The organism is Dapis purpurea BLCC-M126 (assembly GCF_050015975.1).
Lineage (GTDB): Bacteria > Cyanobacteriota > Cyanobacteriia > Cyanobacteriales > Microcoleaceae > Trichodesmium.
This window is the reverse complement of the sequence record NZ_JBNHER010000169.1, coordinates 10,947-26,818: the sequence shown is the minus strand read 5'-3', so window position 1 is coordinate 26,818 and position 15,872 is coordinate 10,947. Positions and strand designations below refer to the sequence as shown.

The 15,872-nt window shown below is 36.6% G+C and carries 12 protein-coding genes; 4 read left to right on the top strand and 8 right to left on the bottom strand.

The window, feature by feature from the left end:
• Positions 1-892: 892 nt before the first annotated feature.
• Positions 893-1,903 carry an RNA polymerase sigma factor, RpoD/SigA family gene (locus ACP6PL_RS15115; protein WP_426546091.1) on the top strand — a complete coding sequence of 337 codons (1,011 nt, stop codon included), beginning with the start codon at positions 893-895 and terminating at the stop codon, positions 1,901-1,903.
• Between the two features lie 168 nt (positions 1,904-2,071).
• Positions 2,072-2,581, top strand: coding sequence for a hypothetical protein (locus ACP6PL_RS15110; RefSeq protein WP_426546090.1), 510 nt, complete (start codon positions 2,072-2,074; stop codon positions 2,579-2,581).
• Between the two features lie 562 nt (positions 2,582-3,143).
• On the opposite strand, the gene cobO is transcribed toward ACP6PL_RS15110, so the two are convergent.
• Entirely contained in the window at positions 3,144-3,752 is a 609-nt protein-coding gene (gene cobO, locus ACP6PL_RS15105) for a cob(I)yrinic acid a,c-diamide adenosyltransferase (protein ID WP_426546089.1), read from the bottom strand.
• Positions 3,753-4,300: 548 nt separating this feature from the next.
• Positions 4,301-5,899, bottom strand: coding sequence for a diguanylate cyclase (locus tag ACP6PL_RS15100; protein WP_426546088.1), 1,599 nt, complete (start codon positions 5,897-5,899; stop codon positions 4,301-4,303).
• 417 nt (positions 5,900-6,316) lie between these two features.
• On the opposite strand from ACP6PL_RS15100, the gene ACP6PL_RS15095 reads away from it, so the two are divergent.
• Positions 6,317-6,718, top strand: coding sequence for a late competence development ComFB family protein (locus ACP6PL_RS15095; RefSeq protein WP_426546087.1), 402 nt, complete (start codon positions 6,317-6,319; stop codon positions 6,716-6,718).
• Positions 6,719-6,781: 63 nt separating this feature from the next.
• Here the strand turns inward: ACP6PL_RS15095 and ACP6PL_RS15090 are convergent, their stop codons facing one another.
• The 5 genes from ACP6PL_RS15090 to ACP6PL_RS15070 are packed head-to-tail and all read right to left on the bottom strand — an operon-like array spanning position 6,782 to position 12,859.
• Positions 6,782-6,985 (bottom strand): hypothetical protein, encoded by a 204-nt coding sequence (locus ACP6PL_RS15090; RefSeq protein ID WP_426546086.1) that lies wholly within the window; start codon positions 6,983-6,985, stop codon positions 6,782-6,784.
• Positions 6,979-9,564, bottom strand: coding sequence for an SAV_2336 N-terminal domain-related protein (locus tag ACP6PL_RS15085; protein WP_426546085.1), 2,586 nt, complete (start codon positions 9,562-9,564; stop codon positions 6,979-6,981). The genes ACP6PL_RS15090 and ACP6PL_RS15085 overlap by 7 nt, the downstream gene beginning before the upstream one ends.
• Positions 9,565-9,567: 3 nt before the next feature.
• Positions 9,568-10,620, bottom strand: coding sequence for an AAA family ATPase (locus ACP6PL_RS15080; RefSeq protein ID WP_426546084.1), 1,053 nt, complete (start codon positions 10,618-10,620; stop codon positions 9,568-9,570).
• Positions 10,620-12,470, bottom strand: a complete 1,851-nt coding sequence (locus ACP6PL_RS15075; RefSeq protein WP_426546083.1) for a VMAP-C domain-containing protein — start codon at positions 12,468-12,470, stop codon at positions 10,620-10,622. The genes ACP6PL_RS15080 and ACP6PL_RS15075 overlap by 1 nt, the downstream gene beginning before the upstream one ends.
• A 26-nt stretch (positions 12,471-12,496) precedes the next feature.
• Positions 12,497-12,859 (bottom strand): CU044_2847 family protein, encoded by a 363-nt coding sequence (locus ACP6PL_RS15070; RefSeq protein ID WP_426546082.1) that lies wholly within the window; start codon positions 12,857-12,859, stop codon positions 12,497-12,499.
• Between the two features lie 611 nt (positions 12,860-13,470).
• Here ACP6PL_RS15070 and ACP6PL_RS15065 point away from each other — a divergent pair.
• Complete coding sequence (locus ACP6PL_RS15065) at positions 13,471-13,797, top strand: hypothetical protein (RefSeq protein ID WP_426546081.1); 327 nt, start codon at positions 13,471-13,473, stop codon at positions 13,795-13,797.
• Positions 13,798-13,955: 158 nt separating this feature from the next.
• Here ACP6PL_RS15065 and ACP6PL_RS15060 read toward each other — a convergent pair.
• Positions 13,956-15,872: CHAT domain-containing protein (locus tag ACP6PL_RS15060; protein ID WP_426546080.1), on the bottom strand; the 1,917-nt coding region annotated here is incomplete at its 5' end.

Below are 15,872 nucleotides of genomic sequence, written 5' to 3'. Positions count from 1 at the left end.
CCTGACTCCTAGATTAACTATCTAATTACACCGATACTACCGGATTTGATATTACGCCTAGGTCAGAAGTCATATAGGGGAACTATCGGATTGGCGACGTACAGAAGGTGCCTTTGTAATGGGGATTTTGAGCAACCCTCCAAAAAAATTGCGCCAATCAAGGGGGGGTTTTAGACCCAATTATTTTGATAAAGGGCAGAAAAAATTTAAATTGATTTGATCGATCAAAAAATTTATTTTTATGTTACAATGTAACATGTGTCCAATGGTTCTCAAAAAATCCATAATTTTTGGGTAGTGTTTTTCTGGAGATTTTATGAAAACACAAGTAAATTTTCAGCTTTCTTTGTCAAACTCAAACTTATAGGAAGAGTTCGGTTATCTCTCTGTTGTTATAGTTGCTTCTTGATTATATGTTAAGCCATTATGGAATGGAGTAGATAGTTAACTAAATAAATAATAATTTTACCAAAGGTTTGCGGAAATTGAGAAGGATAAGTTGGAGTTAATCTCAGTTGCTATTGGAGCTAATCTCAGTTGCTAATACTCTTAAGGAAAAATTAAGATTTTATATCTATAGAATGAACATTTTATCAAGGAATTTAGTCTAAGCTTGTATTACAAACAAGAAAAGCAAACTCATAGTCAGTTTAGTTGACATGGAAACTAAAATATAATTTTTATTAATATAAATTATGTAGATATTGGATTTGTCTTATAGTTCCATGCAAAAATCAAGATAGCTAAAGTCCAATTATAAAGTTTTTCCCACTTTATAGAATTTTTGGGGGATGGGCAAGCCTATCCTCATGTAGTTGTCTATATATAGACTCCCACTATCAGGAGCAAATTATAACTACTGCAATATTTATTAAAGGAGTTTATTACAAAAATGTCAAAACTAAATCAAGAAAATAAAACTCAAAAGACAACTCAAACTAAATTTAGCGGTAGCTCTTACTCCTCAATGGATACAGTTCGTACTTATTTACATGAGATTGGTCGTGTACCGCTCCTAACTCGTGAGGAAGAGATTGTTTATGGTAAGCAGGTACAGCAAATGATGCAACTGCTAGAGTCAAAAGAAAAACTAGAGGAAAAAATAAATAGAGCAGCAACTGGGCCTGAATGGGCAGAATATGTAAGACTAAGTTTAGAAACACTTCAGCAAGCAATGAAGCAAGGTCAACGTGCCAAGCAAAAAATGATTGAAGCTAATCTGCGCTTAGTAGTAGCGATCGCTAAAAAATACCAAAAGCGAAATATGGAATTCTTGGATCTAATTCAAGAAGGTACTCTTGGTTTAGAACGAGGAGTAGAAAAATTTGACCCTACACGGGGCTACAAATTTTCTACTTATGCTTACTGGTGGATTCGTCAGGCAATCACTAGAGCGATCGCACAACAAGCTCGTACTATTCGCTTACCTATTCACATTACTGAAAAGCTCAACAAAATTAAAAGAGTTCAGAGAGAACTAATTCAGAATTTGGGTCGTAGCCCTACCCCTTCTGAGATTGCCCAAGCTTTGGAGCTAGAGCCTTCTCAAATTAGAGAATATCTCTTGATGGCCCGTCATCCTATTTCTTTAGATTTACGGGTTGGAGATAATCAAGACACTGAGTTGCAAGAACTTTTAGAAGATGAAACATCTTCTCCAGATGACTATATCACTGGTGAGTTGTTGCGTCAAGATTTAAATACCCTACTGGGGGAATTGACTGAACAACAACGTCGTGTATTGATATTGCGTTTTGGTCTTGAGGATGGTAAAGAGATGTCATTGGCTAAAGTGGGAGAGAGACTCCAGCTCAGTCGTGAGCGAGTTCGCCAACTAGAACATCAGGCTTTGGCCCATTTGCGTCGTCGTCAGGCCAAGGTACGAGAGTATGTAGCTAGCTAGGTATGAGTATCTTCCTCGCATAGATTCCTCTGTTGTTAATCTCAAATTGACATCATTCCTTGTGGAGATAGTTATTTTTAATGATTATCTCTACAAGGAATTTTATTTGAGAAAATAACTTTTGTTTCGGTTGAGAAAGGAACAAAAATTGTTAAAAAATAGACCTTTATGCTTTTATATGGGTATGATAATGGTGTAGATAATAATTCAGCAATATTCGTGATTTTTAGGTTAGTGGCGATCGCAACCTACTCTATATTGACTTATGGTGTAGTTAATAGGCCAGTAATACATTATAAATCTATTTCTGTTAAGCTTAAGGAAGAGAGGCCAAAGTTTTCTTCAGAAATAGACTACAATAATGTATTACCGACCAATGGAATTTACCTTTTTGGTCAGTCTAGGCAGCCAGATCAAATTCAGAATGAGTATTTTGTGTTCAATTTGAAAAATGGTAAGGTCATAGGTGCTTTTTATCTACCCTATTCATCCTTTTACTGCTTTTATGGTATTCATCAAAAAGATAGTTTACAGGTAAAGGTTATAGATAGTTATGATAATAGTGCTTCTGATTACACAGTAGACCTGACAAAATATCACCGAATAAATCAAGTTAGTGATAATGATTTCCGAATATTAAAAACTTGTCAAACTAACTATCAACATTTAATTTGGTAATGGAATGTTGTACCAAATATCAAACAGTTGGCAACATATCTCTAAAAAAGGTATTGTATAGAATCCAGTTATATAATATTAAGATAGGAGTTTGTTTAATTAATTATGAAAAAAGCCATCGTCTCACGACAAATATCAAATATCCCTCTTCTCCCCAACTCCCTTAACTATATAATAATCACTCAACCGGATATGATATTAGGTATTAGACCAAATATCAAAAATTTTCCTATATTTGATTTGGTGGAATAGTAAGGGGGTAGGGGAGCGAGAAAAATAGTAATAATATCTGAATAATTGTCAAAAATATTATTGAATCCTACTGATTGCTTAATCGTTGAAGTCTGACTGAAGTATAGGATTATTTTTGGCAATTGGTATTATACCAGTTTGATAAATGTTTGCTACAAATAGGAAATATTAATTATCACTACTTCCTTTTCTTTGTTCTATAAACTTCTTTATTTAATTGAGCAATAACATCTAGAATTTTTCTGCTTTTTTGATTGAGGAAGAAGAGACTTAAACCCAAAAATATCAAACATTCTTCCTTCTTTCTATACTAATACTCAATACCAGGTTGTGCCTTTACACCTTGCTCTCTAAAAGGATGCTTAATCATCTTCATTTCTGTCACTAAATCAGCCCTTTCAATTAAATCAGAAGGGGCACCTCTACCTGTAAGAATAATATGAGAATCTACTCGTTTTTCCTCTAAGCCAGTTAATAAATCTTCTAACTTTAAATAACCCAATTTTAGAGTAACATTAACTTCATCAAGCAAGACTAACTTAAAATCTGGGTTGCGGATAAAAGTTAAAGCCAAATTCCAAGCTTCATAAACTTTCTGAATGTCGCGATCGCGGTCTTGAGTTTCCCAAGTAAACCCTTCACCCAAAGCATGAAAAGATATTTGTTCGCCCCACTTGCTAAAAATTGCTTTTTCTGCTGGTTCCCAAGCACCTTTAATAAATTGGATAATTGCCACTCGGTAGCCATGACCCAAAGAACGCATTACCATACCCAAAGCTGCTGTAGTTTTGCCCTTACCATTGCCAGTATTCACAATAATTAAGCCTTTTTCCTGAGCAGCTTGAGATACTCGTTCTTCTTGCACTTCTTTACGGCGCTGCATTTTCTGTTTATATTGCTCTGAAGTTAGGGATGTCATTGATAAATAATCTCAAATTTTACTAAGTGGAGTTTATATCATAATTAATATTAATTTGTCAATCTATTCTATAATTTATAGGACTTAGGCAGTACAACGTATTTTTGTCATTACGACCGACAGGGTTTGCGGAGCAGTCCGGAACGGATAGCAATCTCAAATCTTAGTTTTTCGTACCTCATGCGTAAGTCCTGATTTAATGACATTACGATGTTTTCAAACAGTAAATCATACTATTTTGAAAAAAGAATGTTACACACATTAATACATTGAGATATTTTAACCATGAAAAAAATATTTAGATTGATTTTATAGAGTCTTCAGTAAACAGCAGCAGCAAAACATTTAAGTCTATTTTTTCTCTCTTAATTTTTATATATTTAACGATTATTCAAAGCTAAATTTTCACAAAATTATCTTATATTTTTATTATAGGACGATAATTTTTGATTCCTTAAAACAAATATTTTATTACTCCATAAATCCGTACCTATTAACTCATATCCTGAATATGACTACTAGAGGAGAATTAGGACTTGCCAAGCAAGCTAGCAATTCTTTGGTGATGGATAAAACTTATTAACAAAAATAACCCCAGAACCGTACCATTGAAATTTATATTCTAATTGCTTTTTAAACATATCAAACCCTTGATATAAACACACCCCTCTAGCTCCCATCCTGGGAGGAAATAGAGCTGGATTATGATGCGTTAATATTCCAGTAAAATTGAAATTTTTAATGACAAATTTGCCGTATTTATTGGCGAAGTAATTAGTTAAATTATGCAATCTATTTTGATTAAAATTAACTATTTTTTTCTGCAAAAATTCTATTTTCATAGAAGCTATTTTCCAGCTAGTAGAACCAATAAATTTATCTATATTTAACCATTGTAGGTAAGATAGTTTAGCAACTAAATTTTGAGAATATTTTGCACATTCAAATACTTTAGCTGTTGATAAGGTAGCTGGATATTTTACTTCTAAATCAACTCCCACAACATCTGCTGATTTAGATGTTTCAACTCGATTTCTACCAGCTTTTTTAGCATTGTAAAGAGCCATGTCTGCTGCTTGTAGCAACATCTCAGGATTAGATTGATTAGACCAGTTACTAGTTGCTACTCCTAAACTACTTGTCACCCAGTTACTCACTGCCGAAGCTGTATGAGGAATTTCTAAAGCTTCGATTTCTCTTCTGATATTTTCTGCAACCTTCAACGCTCCTTCTATGGGAGTATTTGGCAACACAACCACAAACTCTTCTCCACCATATCGAGCTACAAAATCTCCTGGTCGTTTCACTACAGCACTTATAGCTTGAGCCACTCGTGCCAAACATTTGTCTCCCTGCTGATGACCATAAGTATCATTGTAGTGCTTAAAATAATCCACATCTACCATAATTACTGACATCGAAGTATTATCTCGTGTTAACCTTTTCCATTCTTCGTGGAATTTTTCTTCAAAGTGGCGACGGTTAGATACTCCTGTCAAACGATCAATATAAGCTATTTTTTCTAATTCTTGATTTCGTTTTTCTAAACGATGAAAAAGTTCAGCTTTTTGAATAGCGATCGCTGTCTGAGTTGCCAAACGCTCTAATAAATCAGTATCTGATATCGGCCACTGTCGTTTGTGAGTACACTGATGAGCTATTATTAACCCCCATGTAGTTTTGTCTGTATCTTGTTTTTCCGCTTCTTGATTAATTAAGATTGGCAGTACTATACTTGCTTTCACTTGAAACTTTCTAAGTAGCTCGGTATTGCATTTGTTAACATCTGGAGTTTCAACATCATCTATTAGATTAGTACAACCTTGTTTGTAGCGTTCTATAATATTTGTCTTTAGAAAACATGGATCGTCAATAATTTGACCTAACATTGGAGTGCAACCTGCTGCAACAGATTCTTTTTCTATGATACCTCTTCCATCTTCTAAGAAACGATAAATCACCACACGGTCACATTCCAAAAACAGCCGTACCGACTCTACTGTAGTCTCTAATATTTCATCCAAATTTAAAGACTGATGAACCTGATCCAAAATAAGTCCCAACAAATGCTCTTTTTGTCTAAGTTCCTGGACAGCTAATAATGTTTTGAGTGTATTGTGAGATTCTGTTTTTTTATCAATAACCATAATTATGTCCTTGCGAATTATAAGTAGACTGTTTAAAGCAACCTGATCGTCTGTTATTAGCTGTTTCCAGCAAACAAGTTAATTAAAGTAATTTGCCTAATGTTCTTGTTTCATTACATATATCCTAACCAACCCAGTTGTAAGGTGGTGGAAAAGGCATTTAATTGCAAGTTTAATCTTTAAAAAAAACACTAAATGTAATTCCTGACGAGTTATTGTGTATTTTTTTGCACGTTCAGAACAGCAGGAGAATTTTTTGTGACGACTTATGCACATTCTCCCTACTCATCCATAAATACACTGATAATAAGAATATGTTGAGGATACAACAAAAAAGACTCAACATACCAATATTAACATCTACTTGTTGATATGTAGGTTCAAGAAATATTTTGAATAGAAATAAGGAAAACTCACATGATTCAGACTAACTCCCAAAATAAATATATCAATATTATGGAAGAGATGGTTGCAAAGGAAGTAAATCGCAAAATGAGATTGCTCCCTCAAAAGTTGGCAAAATATATTAAGCGAGCTGATATAGAAACTTATGCCTTGAATCGTCTCCCACCATTATATGCTTGTAGTCAGGAAGGTTGGCAATTTCAAATAAAAAAAGCTGAAAAAGATTATAAACAAACAATTGCTGTGGCAGTAAATCGTGCTTTGATTGCAGTACAAAGAGACTTACTGAAAAAATCAACTCCTCTCTTTAGCGACGAAACTAACAAAGCATCTTCCAAAACTCAAGAAAGTACCAATCAAAACTATAGTTGGCATCATAGTCGCTACTATCGACTAGGGTGTGCTAGATCCTAAAGCACTATTACCGAATTATTAATTATTAATTGTTAATTAAATAATTGTGGTTTAAAGCCTGTCCTATGGATAGCGGAAAAAAAGAAATGATATTTCCCAATCTTCAATCAATAACGGTTTTAACCAGAGGTAATTATCAATTTCTGGGGAACCCATAAGGAAGTTACCCCCTGGAATCTTCACCATAGCCAACTCAACATTATTACCCAGGTCTTCAATATAATATTCAGCCTGTTGCTTCTTTTTACGAATAGTTATCCTTACCATTTTAAGTTATCAGTTATAAGTAATACACGAAAACCAATAAAGTTCTCCAAGTCATCCGCGTCATCCGTAAAATAGAGGTTACGGCTTGCAGAGCGACACCCCCCCGGATCGTAGCCCCACCAGCCGCCACGAATGACTTTTATAGTTTCTATAGTATTTTGATGATCCCGCCATGGACTACCATCATTAGGGGCATTCTCATAATCACTGTACCAATCATCTTCGCACCATTCACAAACATTACCGTGCATATCATATAAACCAAAAACATTCGCCACTGCAAAACTACCTACAGGAGTTGTTTTTCCTCTATACTTACCTTTTCTCCCTTGTCGATAGGTGTTATTGCCGTCATAGTTTGCTAAATCTGTAGTAATGGTTTCCCCAAAATGGAAGGGTGTAGTCGTTCCTGCACGACAAGCATATTCCCATTCAGCTTCGCTGGGGAGCCGATAGTTTCTGCCCGTATATCTGGAGAGTCTGGTACAAAATTCTACTGCATCGTACCAATACACTCTTTCTACAGGTCTATTATCTCCTTTAAAATATGAAGGGTTAGAGTTAAGGTAACGTTGAATTTTCGGCACATTATTAACAATGGCTTTCCACTGACCTTGAGTAATGGGATAACGCCCCATGAGAAAAGCTGAAATATTCACTTCATGTTGAGGACTTTCATCACTAGAGCGTTCCAATTCATCTTCTGGGGAACCCATGAGAAACTTTCCTGCGGGAATTTCCACCAGTTCAAGTTTGATTCCATCACCTAAATCTTCAACAATACCTGTAGCTTGTTGCCGTTGTTTTTTTATTACCCATTCATTTTCATCTTTTTCTAACGTTGCCACATCAAACTCAAACATTACAGTTTCCTCAATATCAATGAAGGCGACATCAAAGGTATTAATTAAAATTTGAGGTTCTGACTTGACTTCTCCAGGCTCAACAATGGGGGGAACTGGAACAGGTGTAATATTCCGAGCAACTTCACGAGCAAATTTGGCATATTCTCCCCCTAGATTTGCCAATACCTCAACGGCAACTTGAGCAAAAGGTAAAATTTTCTCCCGGTCTTCCTCTTCATATTGAGGCAACAACGCCAACAACGCCCGAAAACTACGAATAGGTCTGTCAATTTTTTCAGCTATGTAACCAGAAATAGCATCGAGGACGGCTGTAGTTTCATTACGTCCCATTGCCTGATTCAACTCTTGGCGGACACCAGGAAGAAATTCATAGATTTGTTCTTTACCCTGAGAGTCAGTTGCAGCAAGCAAACCTCCCATATAAACTTCTGCCACATGAACCGGGGTAGCTTCTGGTAAGAGGGTTTTACGAATTAGGTTAACTACAGATAAATTTACGGGAGCTGCTGCCATCATTCCTGCCAGTTGTTGAGCAGTAATAGAAGTTGTTGCCAGAAATTGCCTCACCCTAATTTCGGCTGAAAGTTCTTTTTTAGATTCGGGTTGCTCTGGTTGAGCATGATATTGTTTTTGAACAAATACTAAATCAAATAAAAATATAGGTACTCGTGCGTTACTTGTTCCCGACATCACCCGACACCAACTTTTCAACAGTTCGGGTTCTGGCAAAATAACTGGTAAAACCAAAGCATTTTTCCAGTCTATAGGTATCCACGAGGGTAGATTTTCCAACACCAGACGGGGGTTAACAACTCCTGGTGTAATGGCAGTACCGAATAATTTTCGCCCTGCTCCCAGTTGGGTACTATCCCAAAGATATTCGGGGAACAGTTGTAGTACCGTAGTAGGGCTTTTTTCTGACCAAGCTTTTAACCAGTGGTGAATAGTCGTATTTTGCCAAACCTTAGAGGTACAGTCACTTACGAAAATAACTACCCCCCGTTGGTTTGGATGAATTAATTCTCGATGACTATGTTGACGTTGCCTGGGTTTTCCACTCTGGTGTCGCCGGACTAATTTTAATTTCCCATTTGAACTGAGCAAACTCCAGACTCGTACATTTCTAAATGCTCCTTGAGTTTCAAAGACTTGTTGTAGTTCATTAACTGTCTCTCTCCAAATAAAAGCTGAACTAGACTCTTCTACTACCAGTTCTAGATCGAGCCACCGTTCTGGTTCTGGTTTGGTAACGGGCAACCATATATCCCGCTCGGCAATTTGATTTACCGTTGCCTCATCGTCTAGGACTTCTCGTGTGAGAGAGTGAACTTTCCGCATCAAAGGGCGCAGCGCACGGCCTAATTCTAGTACATTAAGGAGAGCTGGAGCACCAGGAGTTTGAAAAGGTAAACCTTTGACTGGAGTTTGTTCAGGGGTTTTGCTAATTGACTCTTCTGTAATGACTTCAACTGTGGGTTCTCTATTTGTGACAGGTTCAATAGGTTCACTTTCCTCAATTTCAATAGTCAGAGGTTGTTCGGGCGATGTTTTTTTTTCCTGTTGTGATTGAGTCTCTACCGTACCCATTTGTAGAGCTAACCAAATACTATCAGCAATATCTTCATCGCTGAGTTCCAAACGTTTTAACATTCCGGTTTCATCAAGTCGATCTATCAAACGTTCAATGGCATGATGAAAACTAGAATTACTCATGGCTTAATCCTCATCCTCAACTCTTCCTAAATCTTGGAAAAGTTGCTGCACTAATTTATCTTCAGAGAATTTTTTACCTTCTGTCGCAGGAATGCGACCCTCTTTTACCATAAAAATTGCATTCAGTAACTGGTCAGTTGCCAAGGTTCCTTCTTCTCGGAGATTGATAAAATCTTCAATGAGTGTTTGAATTTTTTCTTGTTCAGCAGTAGCTTGATTAAAATGAGCAGTAACAATTCTGGTCAACTCCTCTTTTGTCGGAGATTTCATTGTTAAGCGCAAACACCGCCGTAAAAAAGGTGCGGGAAAATCCCTCTCTCCATTACTTGTCATTACCACAAAAGGGAAAGAGGTGCAAGTTATCCGCCCATTTTGAACCTCCGCCTCCATCTGAGAGCCTGTTTTTTCCTCAGTTGTGTCAGTGTAAGCAGTACGCACTGTCACCGTGTCTATCTCTTTCTTAATTCTCACCAATTCTGGGATTTCAAATGACCCTTCTTCTAGAATAGTCAGTAGGTTGTTGGGTAGGTCAATGTCGCTTTTATCAATCTCATCTATCAGGAGAACGCGAGGATATTTTGAGGGTAGCAAAGCAGTTCCTAAAGACCCCAGAGTTATATATTTTTCAATCTGTTGTATTTGTTCTCGACGTTGTTCTGGGGAAAGAGTTTGATTATTTGGGTTTTCCTGTTGTTTAGCCTCCTGCAACCGACCAATGGCATCATAACTGTATAGTCCCTCTTTTAAGGTAGTGCGGGTGGTAATTGGCCAGTAAAGCACTTCTCCCAGTTTTAGTTGTCGAGCTACAGCATAAGCAAGGGAAGATTTACCCGTGCCTGGTTTTCCTGTGATTAGTAGAGGTCGCCTCAAGTATAGTGCAGCGTTAATCATTTTTACTTCATCAGGACGTACCTGAAAAGTTTCACCCCGTCGTTTCAGGCGACTTTCACCAGGTTTATTTTCTTGACCAAAGGGTCGCCAACTGGGAGGCGGTGGCAAATTTTCGATGCTATCGTGAGGTTCTGTGTTTTGTTTGAAAATTTCCCAGTCACTCATTATTCCGGCATCCTCAGTTGTTGAACAGGTGGTACAAGATTAGGGTCATCCCAAAGTAATGATAAGTGATTGCCAACGTGGGTGTCAATCTCTTGCTCCCAAGCATCTAAACGTTGCGTTTTGATATGCTCCCTCAGCATATTTAGACTATACTGACAAATATTATCTAAACAGCCCACATCCTCTACTTTTTCCCTCAACCACAGAGCCAAAGGAATACCCGCCTCTAATAATAAGTTCATTGTTTGCTCCGGTTTAGACTCTCGCATTGCCATCTTCAAGCAAGCACCATCAGATTCTTTTAGCTCTTTATATAACCTTTTTACCGAATTATTATTCTCAATTGATTTAAGAACTTTGTTAGATGTTTCTTCTAGTTTTTCCCGAAAAATTTTTCCCTTACCTCTCCAGCGATTAGTCTTCTCATCCTTTGCATATAAACGTTCCGAGAAACCTACAGTAACTTGATATTCCCCTCCCCAAGTAGCTTCTACACTAGACATTTCAAGTATTAGCTTGTCTATAGAAGCAAACGCTAGTAATTTAGTTGGTAAAAAACAGTGAATTAACTTAACAATATTATCTTTAATTAAGATATTATATATCTTATTGTTTAGCCAATCATCCATCAATTCTGATAATTTTTGTAGTTTTTTATCTATAGGTTCGCCTTCTGCATCAGTCAGACAATGTAACCCTGTAGGTGTCTCAAAATTGTAAGTTCCGGCATCTTCAATTAACCACGCATTCACAGAAAATGAACTACTTTTTTCCAGAACTTTTACCAATATGTAGGGATAAGATTCTTGTTCTTCTGTTTGAGATAGTTGTTGATTCTTAATAGCTTGCTCTTCTTGCACTTCTTCCAAAAAAGCCTTAGTATCTTTTACATAACTTTTCAGCCAATGTGCTAACTTTTTACGAAACTCAACAAAAGGCTTTTGATTTTTGAGAGCTGAGAGATGTAAATATAAATAACCGATGAACTTGTTCAGTATATGATAGTTTTCCAAATTCTGAATCATCTCGCTCATAGAGTCAGGAAACTCATATAAAGACTTCCCAGAATTCAGAGGAATAGAATTTTCTGGCAAAGATTGGTAGTAAGCATAGCGTATCTCTTTGCTATAATCTCGAAAATAATTCTGGAGGATAGCGATCGCCTGTTGTACTCTCCCATCAACCTGACAAACATTGGCCAAGTCCCCTACTTGTAACAGCAAGTCTGTTGGTATCATAAAGGCCACCTTAGCTTCAGGACGTTCCTTGTCTGCTGTAACTGCCATACCGACAACTCCTTGAAGTGTTTCATCCCAGATAGCAGTTCCACTAAACCCTTCTTGCAAACCAATTCCTGTTCCTTTAGTTCCCTCTAGCTGCATACGACCTTTACCTACCTGGCCTATAACTTCTCCAGTAGCCCATTCCCCACTACTTCCGTTTTTTGGGAAACCTAATGCTCTGAAGCTTTTTCCCCGAAGGTTTTCATTTCCTATGCTAATTAACTTCATAGGTTTGGCCAATTTATGAAGTAAATCGGGATTTATTAGTTTTAGTACCGCAATATCTTGCACACTTTCATTATCTTTCACAGGTTGCCAAAAAACCACTTGCGTCTCCAGTTTTCTGCCCATTTCTAGAACTGGAAAATCAATTTCAATGATTTGAGTAGGCTTTTTTTCTTTCTTCTTAACTTGCTTGGCAGTTTCTTCAGAAGAACTTACGGATAATGCAACTACATGGGCACAAGTTAAGATATACTGAGAGGAAACTAAAAACCCCGACCCAACAATGCCTCGTTGTTTAAATTTAAAAACCCTAACAACAACTAATTCTGGTGCTAAACTCATATAATGTTATCCACCTTGAAGTCTCTCTAGTTAGGCTTACTCCCAGTATTGTTCCATTTCAGAGTAATTTCATAGTTGACTTCTGCGCTACCTGATGCGATAATAGCACCCAGTTCGCCACTCATTTTTACCCCAAATTTAACCTCTACAGCATCGGCTGGTTTGTTTAAGTCCTGGACCTTTTTTATAATTGCGTTTGCCACAGGCTTAATACTAGACAAGGCTTTTCCTAGTGTTTGTTTGGCTTGTTGAGCCACTTCATCTCCAATTCCAATTTCCCCATCATCTTCATCTTCATAGCTACCTATTGGTAGTAGTTTTTTGTCCACTTCCATATATACAAAGGACTCTTCATCATCATCTAACTGAAATCTAACCAATTGTGCCATTATTAGTCTCCTATGAGTAAAGTTTCTTCTATTCCTGTATATTTTATACAACTTTCCTGCTACTGAAGTAGGAAAGGAAATTATGGCGTTGCTTATTTTGGCTATGATTGTGCATTAATTGTGTATTAATACTTATTCCCTGACTCTTAACAGAAAAGCATTTTATATTTGGCCAAGTTGAAGTTTTATAGCTTGATTCACCAACCCCGAAATTATTTAAGACTATTAGTCTGTCAAGTTTGAATTGATGGGAAGTAGCAAATGTGATAACTGTATAACTGGAAATCCGCTTATGCAAGGGCTAAAAAGCCACTGACAGGAGTCTTCAGATTGTAGGTAAAAGGGAAAAAAGAGATTAATAAGTGTACTTTACCATCTTAAAATGCACTGTAATTGCACGTTTGAGCTTAAAAAAAACACAAAATGTAGTTTTCCACAAGTCATTGTGTACTTTTTTGCAGGTATACAACCGCAACAGAATTTTTTGTGACAACTAATTCACAAATTCCCGGTTCATCCATAAATGCACTGATAATAAAAATATGGTTGAGTCGAGAATAAATTCAACTCTAAAAACCAATTTCAACATATTTTTCAGAGGAAATCAAAGCATGATTATTTCACAATTGACCAAAAAATTTTCCATGAGTATCGCTGGCACTGCTATTGTTGCATCGGATGGTATCACAACTACTACTAATGTTGTACTTGAGAATGAAAATGTACTTAACAATAATACCAATGGAGAAGAGAGAGAGCCAGACAGCAATGACATTTTAGTTGTAACAGAAGTTAATAGTAACAGCAGTGATATAGGTGAAGAAATTACACTGCCGTCGGGATCATTACTTACAGTAAATAGTGACAGTAAATATAGTTATAACCCCAATGATGAATACAACAGTATCGAAATCCTGCTGTGGATGCAACTTCTATAGAAGAGTCTCCTGTGGAGGAAAAAATTTATGATGCATTGAGTCATTGTCCTCCTCTGAAACCATGATTATTTCTATATTATTGTCTCAAATAACTTGAAGACAATTTTATAAAATTAGCTCATAATTCCCATGAGGTATACAAAACTCACAAAATTTAATTACCAAGGACTACCAACCATAGTAAACCCTGCCCAATAATAAGGATGAGCAAAATTCTTATTTTGAATATTCTCCAATTGTGGTGGCAAACTCACATCCCCACGACTACCTGAACCCCTTAAGGTGCCATCTGCTATCACAACTTCCCCTCTCAACATCGCTAATTGTGCTTTTCTTAATGCCTCTGCTTTAATTTTAACATCATCTAAATAAGAGTAAAACTCCGTCATCAATGCTAAAGTACCCTCATCACTCACTAACCAAAAACTACCTAAAGCAGATTTAACTCCTGTAGCGATCGCTAACCCGGCAAAACCTAATTCGGCATTATGATCTCCTACAGCAGTACGACAAGCAGATAATACTAACAATTCTGCTTTCTTACTATTCCATCTCAATTTTCGGACTTCATCTAAACCTAATTTATCATCCCATAACTGAATATAAGAATCATTTGCATCTCCTGCTCGAAATTCTGCATGAGTTGCCAAATGGATAATAGGATATAAACGATTATCTAGTTCATTAATCAAATTATTTTTGGTAAATTCTTCATTTAAGAAAATATTTCCCCGCCATAATTTCTGAGAAATAGTTTGCAATTCTATGGGTACAGCAGGCAAAGAAGGTTTATCAGTGAATTGACTAGCTCCCATAGCTAATAAAGTTGTATTTTTCACAGAATTATAACGACTATCCATTAAACTCACACTAGGAATTAAACTAATACTATATTTCTCAATCAAGAATTGTTCTCCATCATGTAAAGCTGCCAGAGGTAACAGACGAAAACCACTATCCATACTGAATAAAATAGTATCAATATTAGCTGCTGATAATTCGGCTGAAATTGGGGCAATTAACCACTTATATAATTGTTGAGATTCTGCCAAATAACTTGTTGATTGAAGATTTGTGAGGTCGATAATTTCTGACATTAATCTGATAGCAGCTAGTTGCAATTTTTGACGATTAACGGAGGGAATGGTTTTGAGAATTGGCTGACCGTTTTTAGTAAATAATATGATTTGTATTTGATCTTGATAAGCATTAATATAAACAACGGCTGATTCTTTTCCTGTTTGAGCAGCTATGTCTGTCAAAATATCTCGGACGTTTTTTGTATTGACTAAATTTTCTGATAAGTCTTCTCCAAAATAATCTGAATATTCTTTGATGCGGTTTTGTTCTAACATTGTTACTATTTGGTTTGAACCTGTAGCAACTGTGAGAGGATTGGTATTAACAGTATCAATTATATTTAATATTTCTTGAGTATCGGTGGTATTGTTGATAGATGATTCTGTTTTTTCTTTAGCAGTGTCTGTATTAGTTGTTTGGTTATTATTGCTCGGGGTAGCGGTTGAAATTATATCGGAGGTTGTGGTTGTTGAGAAAGTGTTGCTTTCTAGGGGATCTGTAGTGGTATTATTTGTGGAATTATTCAGGGTGTTTGTATTATTATTCTGGGGATTATTTTGAGTGACAAGAGGGTTAATAATTGAATTATTATTGTTAGAAATTACTGACATACTATCTGTATTTAGATTCGTTTGTGGGTTTTGAATAGTTATAGATTCATTGCCTGCATTGATGTTTATACTGTCAGTATTTTGGCTTTCCCCAGCGGTAAAATTGGTGGTAGCATCATTTCCGGCATTGACATTAACATCGCCTACATCCTGGTCTCCGCCAGCGATGAAATTGGTAGTGGCATCATTTCCAGCATTAACATTAACATCGCCTACATCCTGGTCTCCGCCAGCGATGAAATTGGTAGTGGCATCATTTCCAGCATTAACATTAACATCGCCTATATCCTGGTTGCCACCAGCGGTAAAATTGGCAGTGGCATCATTTTCAGCATTAACATTAACATCGCCTATATCCTGGTTGCCACCAGCGGTAAAATTGGC